The sequence below is a fragment of the Halobaculum sp. EA56 genome (assembly GCF_051195075.1).
GTDB lineage: Archaea > Halobacteriota > Halobacteria > Halobacteriales > Haloferacaceae > Halobaculum.
In genome coordinates this window covers 143,979-161,114 of sequence record NZ_JBNTJX010000007.1, presented here as the reverse complement: position 1 = coordinate 161,114, position 17,136 = coordinate 143,979, and the positions used below count along the sequence as shown (strand labels likewise).

The window sequence follows — 17,136 nt, the reverse complement described above, 5'->3', positions numbered from 1 at the left end:
TCTCGGTCCGACTCGAGCGACTACGTGGCCGTTCATCGGGAACTAGCCGGTCACTCGCGAGCCGATGTCTCGACCGGGATGTCGAGCGCGATCGTAGTCCCGTCTTCATCCGCCGAGAGGAGCCTGAGGTCGCCGCCGTGGCTGTCGGCGACCCATTTCGCGAGCCACAACCCCATCCCCGACGCGTGTTGGAGCTGGGTGATCTCGCGGTCGCCGGCCACGACCGTCCACTCGGCTTCCGGGATCCCCGGCCCGTCGTCGGCAATCGAGAACCGGACGAGGCCATCCGTGAGCTCCGACACAGCGAGATCGACAGTCGAATCCGGAGACGGCGTACCGAACTCGATGGCGTTCTCAAGCAGCTCCCCGATCGCTCGCTCGATCGCGTCGTCATACGGGATCTCCCGGTCGACGGAAACGGACACGCGCACTGCGCGTTCGGAAGGGTCGATCGTGCTCGCTTTGCGCTCGAGACGTTGCTCCACTGCCTCTCCCGACAGTAGATCGGGAGCGACTGCACCCGTCTGCAACACCTCTTGGATCGATTGTGCGGTCTCGCTCGCGTCGACCAACGACCGGCTCGCCGTCTCGATCTCGGCGGCATGTGTGTCTATCTCTGGATCGTCGGTCCGTGTTCGAACGAGCTCCGCCCGTCCGTGGATCACGTTCGTCTTGTTCCGGAGGTTGTGTCGTAACAGCCGGTGGAGCACACGCAGATGCGTGCTCTGTTGTTTCACCTCCGTCACATCCGTCAACACCACGAACGCACGAGACCGGTTCTCTGTTTGATACGGCACGCTCCGAAGCAGGTAGAATCGAACACCGTTCGGCGTCCGGACGCGGACCTCCCGTTCGATGTCGGCGGTGTCCGGCTTGATCGCGTCGAGCGCATCAACGATCGCCGACGGGAGCGCCTCTCGAACGTTCGCCACCGCCGCGTCGCGGAACTCTGACTCGTTGAGACCGGCGAGCTCGGCAAACTGAGCGTTCGCCGTGAGAATCGTCGTCGCGTCGTCTTCGACGGTCACCTCAACGAGGGGATCGGTCAGTGTGTCGAACAGCTCGGTGAACCGACGGCGCTGTCGGGAGGCTTCCTGTTCGGCCAGCCGGAGCTCACGAATGTCTCGAACTGTCCCGACGGAACCGCTTCCCACAGGGTCTGTGATCGGAGTCACCGAGATCCGACAGGGCACCTCCGTCCCGTCGTGACTGAGAAGCGATGTCTCGGTCTCGATACCCTCGTCCGTTTCGGTCTCGAATCGACCGATATCGTCGTCCACGAGAACCTCGTCGATCGGCCTACCGACGAGGTCCGAGCGGTTCAGTCCCAGCATCGCGGCGAACGACTCCGTGACGAGCGTGAAGTTCCCGTCAGAATCGAGCGTGAAGAGCATGTCATCGGCCGCCTCCACGATCGCCTCGTATCGACGGCGCTCCTGATCCCGCTCGACCCGGTCGAACACCGACTCCGCAGTCGTCGTCAGGAGCTTGAGAAACTGCTGCTCGTCGTCCGTCACCTGATCACTCGAATCCAACCCGACGCTGAGCGTCCGCGAGTCACCGATCGGAAGATACATTCCGGTCTTGCCAGGGTCGACGTCCAGATGATCGAACTCGTCGACCGTTACCGATCGTCCCTCGGTGAACGCGGTTCCCACGGGTCCTTCGTCGGCGTCGTATCGGGGACGGTTTCCGAGGAGATCCCGAACTGGATCAGGAACCGCGACGGGCACGAGTTCGTCGGTCCGGGGATCGTGTTCGCGAACGACCGCACCGTCGGCTTCGATCGTATTCATCGCGACATCGACCACACGTTCGGCGACGCCCTCTGTTGTCGCCTCGCCGACCATCTCCTGTGCGGCTTCCAATAAGTTGTTCAGGATCCGCTCGCGCCGCCGTTGACGGCTGATATCTCGGAGCGTTCCGACAGTTCCGGAGAACGACCCGTTCTCGAGCGGACGCAGCGTCATCCGGTCGGTGCACGGGAGCCGTCGACCCTCCTTCGTCACGAGTTCCACGTCGAGCTTGGCAATGGAAGTCTCTCCGGGAGCGTCCCCGTCGTACTCGCTCAGAAGGCGGCGAAGGGCTTCCTCCGCCTCTTTAACGGTTTCGTCGTCTTTGATCAGGTGCACGGACGAGCCCAGAAGCTCCTCACGATCGTACCCGGTCATTTCGCAGAGCGCGTCGTTGACGAACGTGAACCGGCCGTCGGTATCGAGGAGATACACTCCGTCCCCGATCGTTTTCACCAGGGATTCGTACGCCGTCCGATCGCTCCGATCGTCGTCTAGTCCCGGTGATTCCCCTGATGTGGTGGTCCGTCGGTCGTCGGAGTCAGCGACAAACTGCGACAGTTTTCGAACGAGAAGATCGGTTCCGTCGCTTGGGTCCCACGTCAGCGCATCGAGCGCCCCCGCATCGATGGCGGCCGCCGCGGTGCTCGGGTCACGCGCGACCCAAAGCGTCGGTCGGTCGATCGCCGTCGGGATCGCGTCGGTCGTCGCCGCGAACACGACGGCCCCCCGCCCGTTTCCTGGTGCGAGATCGAGCGGACAGTCCTCGATAGTGGTCGTCTCGCTGAACGAACTCCTCGTCTCCTCGGCGAGGCGATCGAGAATGCCCTCGAACTCCTGACTGCTCCCGTACGTGCTATCGACGTACGGATCCAAAGGGTCGCTTGTGGGAACAGAGGAACGAAACATCTACTTCCACACACACAACGCCGACGGTCACACTTGGTTGTTTGTTTGCCGGACGGTTCGAATAGGACGAAATCGAGATCGCAGCTGTCCTCCCGTAGAGGGTCTTCGAACTCCGTCCGTCAGTTCCCTCCTGAAAGGATCAGTCGTCGTATATTACCGAGAGCGCCTTCCGCTCTGCGGAGCGCAAGTGCTGACTGAACGTGGGTTGGGAGATCCCCAACTCCGAGGCGAGTTCGGCAGCGGTCGTCGACCGAGGCTGGTCGTAGTAGCCTCCTTCCAGTGCGCACCTGAGTACTTCCTCTTGCCGTTCGGTGAGCGCTGAGCTGATCGTCTCTCGGATGTCTACCCCGGAAAACACCGGCCGGTCGCTAGTTTTGGTTCGCTTTGCCACCAGCTCCGCCGTCGGATAGTCTGTCAGGAACGCATCGATGAGTTCGGTCGTGTCGTCTTCCGGGAGTACGCTCGCAGTGATCTGTAAGGTTCCCTCGGAACTTGTGACCGAGTTCGGGATGGCCCCGAACTCGGTCAGGGTCACGGCCGGGCAGCTGTCGCCGACCACGATCTCGACGAGACCTCCGTTCTCGCGTTCGGTCACGACAGTTGCATCGATCGGATCGTTATCGGCATCGATCTCCGGAATCTCCTTCGTCGATATCCCTGATAAGGTGAAGTATTCGGTGTATCTTCCAGCGCCGGCCGGAAGCATTTCGACGAGTTCCGCCCGTCCCGCAGTACCCGAGGAAAGCCCAACGATCGGATTGCTGGGATCCGACAAGGCGAACTCTACTTCGACCATTCGGTCCGTCTGGTCCGCCCTCTCAGCCATTTCCTGTGTACAGTGGGTAGTACCGGATATTTCTACTGGTTTGTAGTGAATTACGTGTTCTTGAGTTCCAGGGTCGCGTCCGAAACGAGCTCTTGGTCCTGAAAGAAATTCCTCAGCGCGAGAAACGTTACGTGCCCCTGTGGTGATCCGAACAAGCGGTTTGCGTTCCGCTCGCACGAATCAGCGGCCATCCTCCTGCTCGCTCCACATAAAATCCATCTAACACTTCGATCGGTGACAAATCTGTCGCTCCGGTGGGTGTGCTTCGAGCGTCTGTATTACCATTTTTTACGGTTTCGATAGGATCTCGCCGGGTCGGACACATCTGAATACGGTCGATGAAGGAAGACAATGCGCCTTCATCGGCGACGATCGCGGCCAAGCGTCCTGCCGCGAGTGATCCATCGGAACAGAACGTCTCCTCGGGGCAGATCCACGTGCTGCTCAGTTCGCCGCCCGATGGAACGTTCAGCTCGGTCGCACGCTCGGTGATCTGTACGTCGTCGACCTTTGTTCGGGTCACGCTTGCACCCTGTTACACGAGTACGTTCTCGACAATCATACTCGTGTCCACAGGAACAGCAACACGCTCGCTGGCGTCGGCCGAATGAGAGCAGTCGAGCGAACGTCAGTTATTCGCCCGCGACGCCGTCACGTGGGTTCCCCGATCTGCCCGGCCCCCGAGTGTTCCGCGTCCTCGACCCCTCGGAAGACGAGGGTCGTTCCACCGTCATCACTGTCTACCTCGCCATCCCAGCCGTGGCCGTTCACCACGCGTTCGATAATGAGCAGTCCGAGTCCTAGGGCCACCTCACGGTCGATTTCCGACGAAAATAGCGACGCGGCGAGCGCCTCCGGCATTCCCGGTCCGTCGTCCTCGATCATGAACCCGTCGTCGGTATCCCGGACGACGACGGTCGTACCCGGAGGACAGTGTTCGACGACGTTTCGAAAGGCGTTCTCGAACAATTGTTCGAGGCGTGATCGGTTCGCGTAGATCGTCTTCTCGGTTCGGACGATCAGCGAGGCGTCGGAGTCCGCGAAAAACGACCACGCCTGCTGTGCTATCGCCGCTATATCGACCGGCTCTCGTTCGCCGACGTCACCCCCGTCGCGGGCCAACCGGAGGAGATCCCCGATGAGCCGGTCCATTCGGTCGGCGGCGGATTTGACTCGGGCGAGAAATTCCGCCTGCTCGCCTTCGGCCGCTTCGATCGCGAGCTCTGTGTATCCCGTGATAGTCGAGAGCGGGTTTCGAAGGTCGTGAGCGACGATCCCGACGAACTCGTCTAGACGTTCGTTTTGTACCCGGAGCTCCCTGTGATGCCTGTCGCGTTCCAGTTCGTAGGACACCCACTGAGCCAGCAGCTCAACGAACTGTCGCTCAGGTTCCGTGAATTCTGTAGTTCGTGGGTCCTCGCTGGAGAAACACAGCGTCCCGTACGTCTCGTTGTCGACGACGACCGGGGCACCGATATAACAAGTGAGGCCCGTCGTCTCCCTCGCCACGTCGTCGGCGTATGTGGAGCCGACAACATCGGCGAAGCCGACTAGTTTGCGTCGTTCCGTTACGTGTCGACACCATGTGTCCTCGAGAGCACTCACGCCTCCAGGAGCGTACGTCCCAGAGTCGATCGTAGAAGCCACCACTTCGTACTTTCCGTCCGCAGTGTACGACAACACGCCGTTGCTTGCCCCGAGACGATCACGTCCGATCTCGATCGCACGCTCGATCCGTTCTTCGAGCCCCAGCTCGTCGGAACTCGCCAGACGATACAAATCCGCAAAATATCCTTCGGTCGTGGACGGCGTGGACTCAAAAGTCATATCCGATCAATTGTCGCCACGAAGATAGATTTTCGGGAGACCCCTTGATCAACGGTGGAAGCGTTCGCGGCTCCTCCCCCTTTCGAGGAGGTAACCTCTCTTGCCGCGTCTCACTCGTGTTCGTCCTCCTCCCCGGTCGTGAATCCTGTTCGCTCCATCACACCCCAAGCGGTGGTACCGCGGAGATATTCGACGAGTCCGTGCCAGGCAACCAGCGTCTTCCACTGTCGGTACCCGAAGTTTTCTAAGATGCCGTACCACAGCAGCCGAAGGACCTGTTCGGGGCGGTCGTATCTGTTGAAACTCCACGCCTCGCTGAAAATTCCGAACCACGAAAGGAAGACGCCGAACCCCGTCGTGAGGAGAAAGAACAGGACGAAGAATTCGACGTTGAGTACCCCATAGTACCACGCGAGCGGGAGTAACAGATACCCGAGACCCTCGACGAGCGGTCCGAACATCTCCGCGAGGACGAACATCGGAAGCACGAACGTCCCGACGCGACCATATCTCGGATTGAAGATCATGTCTCTGTGGGTAGCGACTGTCTCCACCATTCCGCGATACCACCGCCTACGCTGCCGACTTAACATCTTCCGGGTGGCCGGGACTTCCGTCCATGCGACCGGTTCAGGAACGAAATCGACGGTGTACTCCTGGTCGTTCTCTTTGAGGTATCGATGAAGCCGCATCACGACATCGAAGTCCTCGGTGACGGTGTCGTGACGATATCCACCAACCGTTCGGACGAGGTCCGTCCGGAACAGTCCGAAAGCTCCAGAGATCAGGATTAGACCGTTGAGCCGGTTCATTCCGAGACGTCCCGAATAAAACGCCCGGAGGTATTCCATCACCTGTAGTCCGGCTAACCCTGTCTTCGGAAGGTTCACCTCCTTGACCAGTCCTTCCTCGATGACGCACTCGTTTGCGACTCGGATCGTTCCGCCCGAGGCGACGGCCCTCGTCGGTTCGTTCAAGAACGGACGAGCGATCTGGAGAAGTCCCGATCTGTCGATGACCGTGTCGGAATCGACTGCACAGAACAGTTCCTTCTCTGTGAGCCATAATCCCGCATTGAGCGCGTCGCTCTTCCCACCGTTCTCTTTGTCTACGACGAGTAACTCCTCGTACGTCGTCGAACGATACACCGCGTGGATCGGCTCGCTCGGAATATCGAATGGAATCTCTGCCTCACCCCGTTCGAGGTCGAATTGTTCGATCAGTGCCGGCAGGGTCCCGTCTGTCGACCCGTCGTTGACCACGACGACTTCCATGTCGGGGTAGTTCAATGCGAGCATCGACCGGAGGCTTTCGACGATTGTCGCTTCCTCGTTGTATGCGGGAACGATCACCCCGACCCCGGGATACGAAGGAGTGTCGAACGCTCGAAACGGCGGGTCATAGGATGCCTCACGGACGTCTTCTTGCAGTTCCCGGAGCGCGAGACCGTGTATCAGGAAGTAGAACGCGTTGACCAGCGCGTAGTATCCGACGACAACGACACCACTCGCTGCCAGCATGGACACCGCGAGGTGTTGAATCGTGTGCATGGATCACCTCGCGGTGCTCGTGGAGGCCGCAACGTTCTGACCCGTTCGAGCGCGTCGCTCGTATTCGTGGATCTCGCGTACCCACTCGAACGCGGGCCGTGCTCGTGGCGGGAGCGCCGAGATCGCCAGGGTGTCGTTGCCGGTATGGAGCGCACGTGCTGCGGCGACGAGTGCCCTGTCGTCCGCTTCCTCCGCAAGTGCCGACAGGATGGTGGTACGGGCCTTCTCGGTTCGCCATTCACCGAGCATCTGGTATACGCTCGAACGCACTGTCGGGTCGCCATCGTGAATGATGCGTTTGAGGGGTGTATTCGCCCGGATCCTCGCGTTCCAGCCCACCGTTCCGAGGGTGCGAGCCGCTGCTGCACGGACTGAGCCGTCAGGGTGATCGAGTTGGTCGACGATCCACTTGAGACGGTCCGGCTCAGCGGGCGTGCCTACCGACCGGACGACGAGTAACACCTGCGCCAGGAGGTCCGAATCCCATGTCGACGCGGAGGCAGCTACTCGATCGAGGAACGTCTCCACGTCACGTTCCGCGAGCCGATAGAGCGTGTCGACACCGAACACACTGAACGGCTCGTTCGCATCCTCAAGGAGGATCGAGAGGCCGTACTCCGCATCGGGCTGGTCCGCGGCATAGACCAACCGTGCGACCGCGACACGTTCTGCCGTGGTCGACGGCTCGTAGCTCCTGTCGAGTATCTCGTCGGTCGGATCTCGAAGTAGCGTCAGCCAAGTAAGGGCCTGAAGCCGTACGGATTCGCGACCTGAGCTCAGATTGCGTCGCGCTCGTGCGGGGATCCCCAACGCCACACTCAACTCACGGAGTGTCTCGGCATCGCTTCCCTCTACCTCTCTCAACGTCGAATCCAACACCGACTCCAGCACAGACCGTTCCACTCGGGAGAGCCTGCGTACCCAGGCATCCCACTCGGAGTCTCCGGGGCTATATAATCGATCGAGAAGACCTGCACGGAGGGTATCATGGACGCGTTCGCGGCGTTTCCGTCTCCGGGCCGCCGCTATGGATCTCCCAAGAGTTAGAATCACAACAGAGAGGAGCAGTGAGCAAAGAACCACTCCGATAATACCGATAATCTCCCCGAGTAGATCGCTGAGCGCGACTGACCGGCTCGGAACTTGGCTGACGACGCTCGCCTCCGGACATGACAGCTCACTCATTGAGGTGTCTCCGAACGCGTGCGACCAGTTCTGCGGGGCTGAACGGTTTCGTCATGTAATCATCGGCACCGGAGTCGAATCCACCGAGGACGTCCTCCTCTCTCCCTCTCGAGGTCAACATGATGACCGGCGTGTCGGAGTCGACCCCGGCATCGCCGGCACGGATCCGACGGAGGAGTCGTTTCCCGTCGAGCCGTGGCATCATCACATCCACGATTATCAGGTCCGGATCGACGTCACCCTCGACGAGCGCGTTCGTCGCCTCCATGCCATCGACAAACACCTCGATCTCATACCCCTCGCGTTCGAAGCGGTATCGAAGGAGTTCCCGGATCGTTTCGTCATCGTCCACTGCGACGATTTTCCGGGCCACTGGGTGATGATTACCTTCGGTATACAATGGTTTATCGAAAGCAGTGAACGTACGGGAGGCAAATCAGACTCGTTCGATATATAATAAAACGTTAGGTTCATTTATAAAAGAGGCGAGATCGATGGCCCCCGGCTTTGAAGTCTTGAAGTTGACACCCTACTTCGTTTGGTATCCGCGGGACAATGTCAGTCTCCGGCGGGTTGACCTAGTTCGACAGAAATATCCGCGATATCGTGAACCGCGTTCGATATCTCCGCGTATGTCGCACGGCGAAATGAATCCATACCCTACCGATCGATCTGACACATGAAAATAGTTTCTCAGCGTTATTTAAATAGGACCCTACCGGTCCAAAGAGTGACCAAAGGGAACGAGTAGGCCGGATAAATACTCGACAAGGTGCGATACGACCGATAGACTGCGATCGATCGACCACCAATTGTATGAAATACTGTTGGTGTCTCGCTAAGGTGTTTGACAAGTGTCGAAGTGGTTCCGTGAAACACACGGCTTCCGACGTGCAATGTGACGCACTCCACCGAGCCGTCTCTTGACTGCGCGAACCGAACTCCCGAACACTGCTGTTTCGACACGTCGTCCACGACTCGGTTCGGAGCCTCTCGACGGACCCCTCACTCTTTTCGGGTATTCACCGTGACCCGGAGAGTGACTTCGTAATCCCTGTCAGGAAGGTCCGACAGCTGGCTTGTGCCGTGTTCTGGGACGAGATCTACACGGATCCCGAAGGGGATCGATTCGCCCGGCGAGAGGACGCCGTCCGCGACGTTCGGGTGTGGGCTTACTGCCAGGAGGTCGTCGCTGGACTCGCCGCTCCCATCGAGCGGTTCGCTACCCGCGGTGACGGCCAGCGCCGCCTCGATGTCGGAGAGCACCTCCGACCCCAGGGTATCGCTCTCGGCCTCGAAGGCGAAGTAGATCCCGTCGAGGTCCATCGTGCCGGCGTTGACCACCTCGATGATGTCCTCGAATCGGGTGATGGCATGCTGATTGACCCCCTCCTCCTCGCCGCCGGGGGTGATCGCCGTTACGCGTCCCCCGTCGGTCGTCTCCACGTGCACTGGCGGATCGTTGGCCGCCCGAAGCTCGATCAGGTCGGGATAGACGACGGTGAAGGAGGCTGACGCCGCACTCGATGTCGCCGAGAACGCGGCTGCGGAGCTTACGACCCCGGCACTGATAAAGGCGCTTCCGATTCCAGCGATGAGTTGGCGACGGGTGAGCATTCGATCATCGTGTCCGCGATTCCGGGGTTCGCCCCTCGTTCATCCCAACGGTGTCTCGAATTACAGATCGAATTCTCGACGGTGACTACTCGCTCGTCGGGTTCGCGACGGCTGTGACCTCATTCACCAGTTCCTGCCGTTCGGATGCGATGCTACCATCGGTAGCGTTGTTCGCGTTCGTGAAGTTCCCCGGGGCGGTGTTATAGTGGTCTGTCAATGCACTAGTGCTCCCGTTGAATTTCAGATCGACCTGTTTAGTATTAGCGCCACTGACTTTGAGGGGATTATCAATGCCGAGGTCAGAGAACGAGATATTCGATAGATCCGTACCTGACCCGGGCTCTGCGTCGGGGACCCCTGAAATCACATCGCCTCCGTTTTCAAATTTGAAAACAGAGTTAATATCCGATGTTGTGATTTTTCCTCCATTTCCGACGAAACTTGCGAATCCGGTAAAGGCGAATCCGACGTTGTAGGGAACAGAATCGTTGTTAACGACTTCAATTATTTTTGAGAACGTGTTGCTCTTCCCCGTCACGCCGAATACCTGAACGTTCACCATCCCCTGCCCGTTATCTTCGACAGCGGCTTTGGGGAGCTCGTTAACATCGAACTCATCGATGGTACCACCACTATACAAACCATTTTTGATGTCGGAACTACTACTGACGCCGTTACCGACATCCAGATCGAGGTTCGCGTCCGACCCTTGAGTAACGATCGACATCGTCGCCTCGCTACTGGACGACGTCGCGCTGAACGCGCCCGTACCGAGGGCCGTTCCGGTTCCGATCGCGAGCGTTCCGACAGCCGTGATGAGGTTTCGCCGTTTCATTGTGTTCGACTTCAGGTCATTTGTTTGATACCGTAGTGAAAACGGTATCGGCTGATTACGCCGACTCCGTCGCGACGATCGTGAGGCCGCCGGTCGTCGCGCTGGTATTGTTCAGCGTGCTGTCGGTGGTGTCGACCTCGACATCGAGCTCGACCGAGTTGCCGGACTGAACCGTCTGGGTGCTCCCCGACGAGATGCTGGAGTCGTCCGGGCTCACGTAGAACGTCACCACGGCGACGTTGTTGCCGTTCTGGTCCGTTAGCAGCAGCGAGGCCGACCCGTTCGCGCTGGGATCGCTTCCGGGCGCGGTCGTCGAAACCCCGACTAGCGCGCTGCTCCCGTCGGCGGCGTTGTTAGTGATGCTCACCACGCCGTCGATCGTCGTAACCGCGTTCTGGTTGAACCCGCTGCTGCCTCCGCCGGCGAGGTCGATAGTGAGGGTACCCCCGTCGCTGTTCGCCGGGACGTACTCGTCGTCGGCGGTGATCTGCAGGAACGCGCTTGCATCTCCAGCGGTTTGAACGTCGACCGTCCGCTGAGCGCTCACCGTAGTGAACGCGCCTGTGCTCACGAGGGCGCCGCCGCCCCCGACCGCTGCTCCCAGTCCGATCAGGATGTTCCGTCTGCTGAGTGCCATGGTTATGTGCTCCCTTGACGCAGCCGGTCTGCGTCTCTGTCTCCGTAATAGATCCCTACCATCTTTGTATTCAGGTGCTTGAACGCCGTTCAAGCTCGGTGAGAACTCCGAAAGGTGAGCTTGTACGTCGCTTGTCGCCGGCGCCAGAGATGTCGAATAAGTGGGGACCGTATTCATTTTAGGCGCAAACCTCCTCTATCTCAAAGAGCAACGCGGGAGATGAAGCGACCGGGTAACGCAGTGGAGTGGGACAGTCTACTCAGTTCTGGGTTCAAGTGCGCTCCGATTCCCGTTGCACAGACGCAGAGACCGTATCAAGCGTTATATTCTCCCGTCGACAACTGCATCTGTGAGGCTTTCAGGGATCGTACAGAACGCTTTCGTGGTGCTTGTGCTGCTCGCAGTCGGGGCACTGCTGTTCGGGCAGATGATGGGCCAACCGATCCTCTTGGGGTATGTCGAAACCGGAAGTATGTCCCCGACGATGGAACCCGGCGATGGGTTCATCGCGATCCCGTCGGTGATCGCGGGAGAGCCCGAGGTCGGCGACGTCGTTACGTTTAGGGCGGAGGAGCTGCATGGGGGTGGACTCGTGACCCACCGGATCGTCGGCCGATCTCAGGCCGGATATATAACCCGCGGAGACGCCAATCCGTTTACCGACCAGTCGGGAACAGAACCACCTGTCTCAGAGGATCAGATCGTCGCCGTTGCATTGGAGATCAACAATCAAATCGTCGTGATTCCCAACTTGGGCGACGCGGTGTTGGGTTTTCAGAATATCATCAGTTCCGCAGTAACCGCTATCGGCATCGGGTCGCTCGTCGGTGACGGTGCGCAGTCGCTCGTCTGGATCGGTATCGGCGTTATCGGGATCGGGTTCGTCGCCGACATAGTCTCAAGCGATCGTTCCTCCGGCCGGCGGACACGACGACGCTCAGGTTATATAAAAAATACTACATTTCTACTCGTATTGATATTAGTCGTTCTCACGCCGGCAACGGCAAGTATGATTGTTCCTTCCGGTACGACGACGTTCGATATTGTCAGTTCGGAATCACCGGGGGGGAATCCGCTCGTCGTTGGTGTCGGTCAAGAAACATCTGTTGAGTATCAGGTCTCAAATGGCGGATACATCCCGGTGCTGACCGTGATCGAATCAGACAGTCCCAGTGTCTCGATATCTCAGCAGGTACTGTTCGTTCCAGGCAAAACAGAGCGGGTGACGATGCTTAGCATTCGGGCCCCCGATCAGACCGGAGTGTTCACCAGAAGTATCACCCAATGGCAGTATCTTCCGATCCTTCCACGGTCGATCATTCTGGGGCTCCACGCTATCCATCCGCTTATAGCGGTCCTAACTATCGATCTCGTGCTGCTACTCGGGGCGGTCACTGCCGGGCTCTTGGCCGTCGGAATCGGACCTATCCGATTCCGGTCGGCCGGAAGAGATATTTCGACAGTGCAACGAATAAAGCGTAAAATGTTTTGAATGTTTCTTGCCCGGCCATTCGATCGGGAAGCTGTCGTTCGTGGTTCGGATTGGAAGGAGATCTGAGAGTGGCGGTCTAATTTAAATATCTAGCCAGTCGTCGGCCTGGATTCCCTCGAGAGCGTAGTAGTAGATCTCGGTACTGTCGATAACGGCGTACGCGTCGATTTCCGGGTCATGAATCACCCGTCGATTCGTGTCGATAGCGACATCTACGAGGTCTTCAAGCGTTAATATAGATATATATTGTTTTTCGGCATTGGTTGGGAACTGGCCTCGCGAGATCCACTCCTCATGCTGATCGTGGACGATTCGGGTTTTCAGGAGTTCGGTGTCTGCCCGCTTTTTTATCCGACTTGTCACAGTCGCGAGACCGATTATCAGTAGACCGATAATGGCGATCGAACCGTACTCTATAGGACTCGGCTGGCGGGTGATCTGCCGTTCCACCGTCGTCGATTCCGTTCGCTCCGCAGAGAGTTCGCCGTCGATATAGTACGCTTCGCCGGTGATCACGAACGGAACTGTCGATCGAAGTCTCCCTTGGTATCGTTCCGTTTGGTACGTTACATTTAATTGTAGTCGGAGTTGGAACTGTCCCGTATTCTGTACCTCCTCGAGAAGCGCTGCGAGTTCCTGAGATACCGCGGAGATGTTCAGGTGGCTCGAAGTCGTTACCGTACCGTCCCTGACGGTCTGATTTCTCTCGACTAACGTTCGTGTCTGGCGATAGAACGGTGCTCCATCACGAACGCCGACGATCTCGAACTGTAGTCGTTGCTGGACTTCTACGGGTGTTCCAGCCGGGACGGTCGTGTTCACCTCAAAAGAGAATACTGGTGTCGCAAACAGAAAATACACAGACCGGTTTTCTAATCGCTCTCCCTGATCGTACAACATCGTGGGGCGAGTTACGACAGCGCTCGAATCGACGTGACTACTGAATGTCTGGACATTAGTTTCTTGAGTAACTGTTTGCGTTGCCGGCGTCGCATACACGTATCCCGCCGTTATCAAACAGAACACGCCGACAACAAGGAGAAGGCCGGCTACAGCTCTATGATTCTGGCTGATAAACAGCTTCACTCGGTCTTCAAACGCCATCGAAATTCAATAATCCGGGGTAGACCATGGTTACAGGAATGCGAGCGTCAGTCATCGCGGTGAAGGTACTGACAACTGGAACAAAATACTGTCGTCGCCGGTCGAGAGAAATAACTTCATATGGGAGAGGGGGAAGTCTACGTGGAACAGTTTTGTACAATACCGGTCATATCTGCTGGAAACAAGGCACATAGGAGGAATTAAGTGTTCACGTAAGTCTCACTTACTCAGAAGATGGACACGCGAGCTGATGAGATACTCACTCGTAATCAGTGGGATGAAGAACTATCGCGTGATGAAATATTTGATCTTATCAGTAACAGTCGCCGTCGGTATACGATTCAATACTGCAAGGAGGCCGGTGGAACGGTGTCACTTTCCGAGTTAGCCGAACATGTCGCCGCGTTGGAGCACGACAAAGGCATCTCGGAGATCACGTCGGGTGAACGCAAAGCGGTCTACACGTCGCTTCAACAGACGCATCTTCCCCGTCTCGACCGTGCAGGAGTCGTGGAGTTCGAGGACGGCAGTGTAGAATTAACCGAGCGGATCGAGCGTCTTGATATTTATCTCGATATCGTTCCGGAAGGATCGATCCCTTGGGGAGTGTACTATCTCGGACTTTCCGTTCTCTCAACAGTCATTCTGGCGGCTCTTTGGTTAGACTTTATTCCGGCAGGATTGGCACCGGAGCTGCTGTATCCGACAATAATTGTCGCCATTTTTCTATTTTCTTCTATATATCATACGTATCTCAATCAACGGTATCGGATCGATGAATTCGACCGATCGTTATAAAAAAGCTGAACCAGTCTCTACGTGGGTTATCCTTGGGAGTATCGCTCTCCTCTCACTCTCGAAGGAGTTGATCTTTGCATTCATCTTCAAGTGGACGGCCTCCTTTCACCAAAGGTTTCTCTGTATCGAACTACACGACGACTCCTGGTAATCTCAATAATAATTAACAAACTGGGAGCCACCGTGTAGGCAAGATGGCGTTCTCATTACAGTTCGGTCATCCGTTGGCAACCTGTAGTCGCTTCGGTCCCGGCTCGACTACGAATATCCGAGCCACCTGGTTGTAAGAAAAGTACGAGGATAAAACCTTGCCGTCCGCGTTTCATATCCGTGAATTTGAGGTTATACACAACAGATAGATATTGAGGTTGAATTGGGGTCCGCTTGGACGACGAAGGCCCCCACACTTTCCCTTAGCGGGCGATACTCAGGTCATGGCGACACGGTAGACAAAACACGATCCTCGGCCCGAGCATGCTTGTCCACCGTGATATAAAAGAGAGTCAGGCGATGACATGGCCCGTTCCCAGACGCGGGAACCGTTAGACAGATGCAATCACCGCCGTATCTCTGAAACGAACGAGATGTACGGTGGAGGCGGCTACCTCGTCCGATCGGTCGCTGAACACGCTACACCGCTCGCGTGGCCGACGTATATTGCGCACATCGCTATCGCCTGCGCCGGACTGCGTTCGGAAGACCTGAAGTTACAAACTGGGACGCCGGACCGCTCGCTGCCCTGTATCAGAGTCTTCGCCTTTCATAGCCGGGAGAATGTCAACCGGCCCTGACAGTCCCCTGCGACGGCGATCCGATGACTCGGACGCCGCTCGGACTGTACACGACCGTGTTATCGCGGTCGGCGATGACCGCACCATCGACTGCCAGCGTCGCCGATGCTCGGTTCAGCGTAATGGTCGCCTGGCCGTTCATCGAGGAAATTCGTGTCCCCGCGATCGTGACGTTTCCTGTTGCAGTGAGCTTGATCGCTTTGTTCGTCTTGATAACCGCGCCGTCGGCGTCCAAGTTAGCCGTCGATTTGACGGTAATCTCGCCGTTCTTACTCTCGACGGAGGCGTACCGGAGAGAAACAGGACCGGACTCGCTGGTGATTTTAATCTCCCTGTTCGTCGAGATCGTCGCACTTTCAGCATCAATGTGGGTCGCCTTGAGCGTGATCGCGCCGTTCTTCGACGTGACGCTCGCGTCGCTCAGGGTGAGCGTGCTTCCCTCGGATTCGAGCTTGATTTCCCGGTTGGTTGAAATGGTCGATTTGGCTGCGTCGATAGAGCGACCCTTGATCGTGATCGCACCGTTTTTTGATTCGATTCGTCCGTTCGGGAGTGAGAGAGAACCGCTTTCGGCGGTAAGCTTGATCTCACGATTGGTGGTGATCGTCGACTCGGAGGTATCGACGGACGGTCCCTTGATCTCGATCTTGCCGTTCTCGGAATCGACGGTCGAACGACTGAGACCCACCGTACCTGACTTCGCTTCGAGACTGATCTTACGGTTCGACGTTATCGTACTCTCTGCTACTCGGATTGTATCGCCAGTGAGAGAAATCTCTCCGTTTTTTGTATCGATCGTCGCGTCCCGCATCGAAAGGCCACCGCTCTGGGCGGAGAGTGTGATCGCGCTGTTACTCACAAGTGTTGCTTCTCCGATAGTTACTGTTTTCGCCGAGATATCGACCTCTTGATTACGGTAATTAATTCGTCCACCGTCCGCGGCAATAACGAGGTGAGCGCTCTCGTTTTCGAAGGACGCTAGCTCGTTTCGGTCGACCGTTACCTCCCCGCTATCGTAGGAGTAGTCGTGATCCGAGTCGATGTACGCAATGGCGCTACCTGGCGGCCCCCTCGGCGCGGGGGGTGCGTTTGGGCCGGATCCTCCGGCGGAGCAATCGTACTCGAATGTGGTCTCGAGTGTTGCGTCCCTGACTGTGGCAGATCCAGTTTTCGCTTCGATTACTGTGACTTCCAGTGTAGCAGTTCCCGAACCACTATTCTGTGATGAGCAGGCGACAGTGATCCCGTGTCGGGACCCGCGTGAAACGGTCACCGTATTCGATGATTGTTCGACTGATACCGTATCCGATCGAACCGTCGCCTCGTACTCGATTGTCATCGACGATTGGAGGTTGTTCGTAAGATAGGCGACAACAGATCCGTCCCCCGAACCCGACACTTGGTTTTTAGCTCCTTGGAGCGCGACGAACGCCTCGCTATCACTAGCAACTGAGACATCGACGGGTCGATCGCCGGCGATCGTACCGTAACTCCCCGTTGGAACGACGCTAAACGCCAACCCTCCGATGATGAGTATGACACCGAGGTACCACAGTGATCGGGACATTCAATCCTCGGACCCTGCTTAGTCTAAGCCTGTCTGACCTCTTGTACGCTTCGGAGCCACGAAAGACACAGGTGCGAGCTAATTCTACTTTTTAATCAGATATTTATACAACCACAGTATGAGAATATATACTTTATTATCTCAGTGTCAATAGGCAACGCTTTTTTAACTTCGGAGCAACTCCTAGGGTCAAGTGTATCGATGA

At 57.4% G+C, this 17,136-nt stretch carries 14 protein-coding genes; 2 read left to right on the top strand and 12 right to left on the bottom strand.

Translation table 11 applies throughout. The features are described from left to right. Window positions 1–50: 50 nt before the first annotated feature. The 10 genes from ACQUQ1_RS13620 to ACQUQ1_RS13575 form a co-directional block, all read right to left on the bottom strand. A complete protein-coding gene (locus tag ACQUQ1_RS13620) occupies window positions 51–2,669 on the bottom strand; it encodes a PAS domain S-box protein (RefSeq protein ID WP_435064849.1) in 2,619 nt (872 codons plus the stop codon). A gap of 172 nt (window positions 2,670–2,841) precedes the next feature. Next, window positions 2,842–3,528 carry a bacterio-opsin activator domain-containing protein gene (locus ACQUQ1_RS13615; protein ID WP_435064848.1) on the bottom strand — a complete coding sequence of 229 codons (687 nt, stop codon included), beginning with the start codon at window positions 3,526–3,528 and terminating at the stop codon, window positions 2,842–2,844. A gap of 127 nt (window positions 3,529–3,655) precedes the next feature. Further along, window positions 3,656–4,051 carry a hypothetical protein gene (locus ACQUQ1_RS13610; RefSeq protein ID WP_435064847.1) on the bottom strand — a complete coding sequence of 132 codons (396 nt, stop codon included), beginning with the start codon at window positions 4,049–4,051 and terminating at the stop codon, window positions 3,656–3,658. A gap of 128 nt (window positions 4,052–4,179) precedes the next feature. Continuing rightward, on the bottom strand, window positions 4,180–5,355 hold the full coding sequence (locus ACQUQ1_RS13605) for a sensor histidine kinase (RefSeq protein WP_435064846.1): 1,176 nt from the start codon (window positions 5,353–5,355) through the stop codon (window positions 4,180–4,182). Between the two features lie 110 nt (window positions 5,356–5,465). Further along, entirely contained in the window at window positions 5,466–6,905 is a 1,440-nt protein-coding gene (locus ACQUQ1_RS13600) for a glycosyltransferase (protein ID WP_435064845.1), read from the bottom strand. Between the two features lie 3 nt (window positions 6,906–6,908). Continuing rightward, window positions 6,909–8,090, bottom strand: a complete 1,182-nt coding sequence (locus tag ACQUQ1_RS13595) for a HEAT repeat domain-containing protein (protein ID WP_435064844.1) — start codon at window positions 8,088–8,090, stop codon at window positions 6,909–6,911. Next, window positions 8,083–8,442, bottom strand: coding sequence for a response regulator transcription factor (locus ACQUQ1_RS13590; protein WP_435064843.1), 360 nt, complete (start codon window positions 8,440–8,442; stop codon window positions 8,083–8,085). The genes ACQUQ1_RS13595 and ACQUQ1_RS13590 overlap by 8 nt, the downstream gene beginning before the upstream one ends. 653 nt (window positions 8,443–9,095) lie before the next feature. Then, window positions 9,096–9,707: a hypothetical protein gene (locus ACQUQ1_RS13585; protein ID WP_435064842.1), complete on the bottom strand. Its 612-nt coding sequence runs from the start codon at window positions 9,705–9,707 to the stop codon at window positions 9,096–9,098. An 85-nt stretch (window positions 9,708–9,792) separates the two neighbouring features. After that, window positions 9,793–10,542: a hypothetical protein gene (locus ACQUQ1_RS13580; protein WP_435064841.1), complete on the bottom strand. Its 750-nt coding sequence runs from the start codon at window positions 10,540–10,542 to the stop codon at window positions 9,793–9,795. 55 nt (window positions 10,543–10,597) lie between these two features. Continuing rightward, the gene (locus ACQUQ1_RS13575) at window positions 10,598–11,179 is read right to left on the bottom strand and encodes a hypothetical protein (RefSeq protein WP_435064840.1); all 582 of its coding nucleotides are present in this window, start codon (window positions 11,177–11,179) and stop codon (window positions 10,598–10,600) included. A gap of 349 nt (window positions 11,180–11,528) precedes the next feature. On the opposite strand from ACQUQ1_RS13575, the gene ACQUQ1_RS13570 reads away from it, so the two are divergent. After that, window positions 11,529–12,671 carry a signal peptidase I gene (locus tag ACQUQ1_RS13570; protein WP_435064839.1) on the top strand — a complete coding sequence of 381 codons (1,143 nt, stop codon included), beginning with the start codon at window positions 11,529–11,531 and terminating at the stop codon, window positions 12,669–12,671. Between the two features lie 81 nt (window positions 12,672–12,752). On the opposite strand, the gene ACQUQ1_RS13565 is transcribed toward ACQUQ1_RS13570, so the two are convergent. Beyond that, on the bottom strand, window positions 12,753–13,571 hold the full coding sequence (locus ACQUQ1_RS13565; protein ID WP_435064838.1) for a DUF5305 family protein: 819 nt from the start codon (window positions 13,569–13,571) through the stop codon (window positions 12,753–12,755). A gap of 438 nt (window positions 13,572–14,009) precedes the next feature. Between ACQUQ1_RS13565 and ACQUQ1_RS13560 the strand changes: the two genes are divergently transcribed. Beyond that, window positions 14,010–14,573 carry a DUF7344 domain-containing protein gene (locus ACQUQ1_RS13560; RefSeq protein ID WP_435064837.1) on the top strand — a complete coding sequence of 188 codons (564 nt, stop codon included), beginning with the start codon at window positions 14,010–14,012 and terminating at the stop codon, window positions 14,571–14,573. Window positions 14,574–15,350: 777 nt separating this feature from the next. On the opposite strand, the gene ACQUQ1_RS13555 is transcribed toward ACQUQ1_RS13560, so the two are convergent. Further along, on the bottom strand, window positions 15,351–16,931 hold the full coding sequence (locus tag ACQUQ1_RS13555; protein ID WP_435064836.1) for a hypothetical protein: 1,581 nt from the start codon (window positions 16,929–16,931) through the stop codon (window positions 15,351–15,353). Between the last annotated feature and the right edge of the window lie 205 nt (window positions 16,932–17,136).

What these genes read in the sequence shown, in the direction of transcription:
- ACQUQ1_RS13615 (WP_435064848.1), bottom strand. Translation starts at nt 3,528, where the DNA reads ATGGCTGAGAGGGCGGACCAGACGGACCGAATGGTCGAAGTAGAGTTC.
- ACQUQ1_RS13605 (WP_435064846.1), bottom strand. Translation starts at nt 5,355, where the DNA reads ATGACTTTTGAGTCCACGCCGTCCACGACCGAAGGATATTTTGCGGAT.
- ACQUQ1_RS13600 (WP_435064845.1), bottom strand. Translation starts at nt 6,905, where the DNA reads ATGCACACGATTCAACACCTCGCGGTGTCCATGCTGGCAGCGAGTGGT.
- ACQUQ1_RS13595 (WP_435064844.1), bottom strand. Translation starts at nt 8,090, where the DNA reads ATGAGTGAGCTGTCATGTCCGGAGGCGAGCGTCGTCAGCCAAGTTCCG.
- ACQUQ1_RS13585 (WP_435064842.1), bottom strand. Translation starts at nt 9,707, where the DNA reads ATGCTCACCCGTCGCCAACTCATCGCTGGAATCGGAAGCGCCTTTATC.
- ACQUQ1_RS13580 (WP_435064841.1), bottom strand. Translation starts at nt 10,542, where the DNA reads ATGAAACGGCGAAACCTCATCACGGCTGTCGGAACGCTCGCGATCGGA.
- ACQUQ1_RS13575 (WP_435064840.1), bottom strand. Translation starts at nt 11,179, where the DNA reads ATGGCACTCAGCAGACGGAACATCCTGATCGGACTGGGAGCAGCGGTC.
- ACQUQ1_RS13565 (WP_435064838.1), bottom strand. Translation starts at nt 13,571, where the DNA reads ATGTTGTACGATCAGGGAGAGCGATTAGAAAACCGGTCTGTGTATTTT.
- ACQUQ1_RS13560 (WP_435064837.1), top strand. Translation starts at nt 14,010, where the DNA reads ATGGACACGCGAGCTGATGAGATACTCACTCGTAATCAGTGGGATGAA.
- ACQUQ1_RS13555 (WP_435064836.1), bottom strand. Translation starts at nt 16,931, where the DNA reads ATGTCCCGATCACTGTGGTACCTCGGTGTCATACTCATCATCGGAGGG.